Here is a 1,652-nt window from a genome sequence, read left to right on the forward strand (position 1 = left end):
AGTGGACCAGTTTGATAGGTACCGTTTTGACATTTTAGGCGGTCCCATTAGCTGCTGATCGACGGTCCCTTTAGCATGCTGAATGACAAAAGCTCTTCAATCAAAGCACTTTTTATTAAAAAAATGGCATATTCTGCTCTAATCCAGTTTATTATTTTTGGCTTTATACTCCTGCTTGCAAGAGATTATTTTCATAATCAAATGAGTACATTTTCCAGAAATCTAATTATCAATGACTCATTTACAACGGATGAAATTGGTAGGTACCAGCTACTTAATAATAAGGATGCCCTTGATTTAGTACTCTACAACTTAGGAAATGAGCGCAAACTAGACTCAATAAAATTCATTGCCTTTCCAAATAGCATTGAGGAGTATTTAGGTGATTGCGGAAAAAATACTACGAATAATAATTTCCTGATATGCAAAGCAACCAATGGGCAACTTTCTGGCATCACATTTATTAAAAAGGATGAAAAAGTATTAGGATATGTGGTCGCCAGAAAACAATATAATTCCATTTATACAATACCCGCATCCTATGGTCTTTTATTTATTTTATTAGTCGTAGTTGGAATATTTCTCTTTAATTTTTTATTTCTATTCCTATCAATGAGAAAGAAGATAGCTAACAATACCGAATATTTGCTTGACTTCATCGCTTCACATCAAACGAATAATGCTGTTAATTTTGCAAAGGTAGAAATTGATGAGTACAGACAAATTGCTAATAAATTTATTGATGAACATCGTGAAATAATTAGTTTACAGAAAGAAAAAGCTTATTACGAAGTAAGAAAAAATATTGCTGAGCAAGTTGCTCACGATATTCGGTCACCATTAGCGGCAATAAATACTGCAGTAGCTGATGTAACATCCATTCCTGAAAATAAACGCATTATGATTAGAAATGCGGCAAAGAGAATCAATGATATTGCTAATAACCTGCTCTTACAGTCAAAAAATAATTTTTTTGATTCAAAGGATATCATGGCAGATATGAAAGATTCTCCAGAATTAATATTTGTGGTGCTAGATAATATAGTTGCAGAAAAACGCTATGAATATTATAAGACCAACGTCAACATCAACTTAAATGGATCAGTCTGTTCATATAATTGTTTTTCCAATATTAATCCTGGTTCTTTCAAACGTGTCCTTTCTAATCTTATTAACAATAGCATTGAAGCCATTAACTCTAATGGCTCTATAGTCATCTCGTTAACCTGCAATGCTACTCATGTTGAAATTATTATTGAAGATAATGGCTGCGGCATTCCTCCTGATATTTTGCCAAAAGTTACTGAGCAAGGATTTAGCTTTAATAAAAAAAAAGGTGCTGGTTTTGGTTTATCTTATACAAAGCAATATTTAGAGCAAATTAAGGGTACAATGCATATTCATTCAGTGGAAAAAATTGGTACAAAAATCACAATAAGTTTAGTGCGATCTAACCACCCTAGCTGGTTCTGCGACTCCATGAATATTAGGCATGACTCTGTTGTTGTAGTGTTAGATGATGATCCCTCTATCCATGATGCATGGGATGAACGGTTCGCAACTATTGCATATTCTGCCCCAAAATGAACACTCATTCTGATTGAAAGTGAACACCGATTCTGGCGGAACGTGAACAGTGATTCTGGTTGAAC

1 protein-coding gene is annotated in these 1,652 nt (G+C 34.0%); it reads left to right on the plus strand.

Features of this window, described 5'->3' with window-relative positions:
* Window positions 1–75: 75 nt before the first annotated feature.
* Entirely contained in the window at window positions 76–1,587 is a 1,512-nt protein-coding gene (locus tag Lwal_RS06195; protein WP_231950994.1) for a sensor histidine kinase, read from the plus strand.
* The last annotated feature ends 65 nt before the right edge of the window (window positions 1,588–1,652 follow it).

It is taken from the genome of Legionella waltersii, from assembly GCF_001468085.1.
Lineage (GTDB): Bacteria > Pseudomonadota > Gammaproteobacteria > Legionellales > Legionellaceae > Legionella > Legionella waltersii.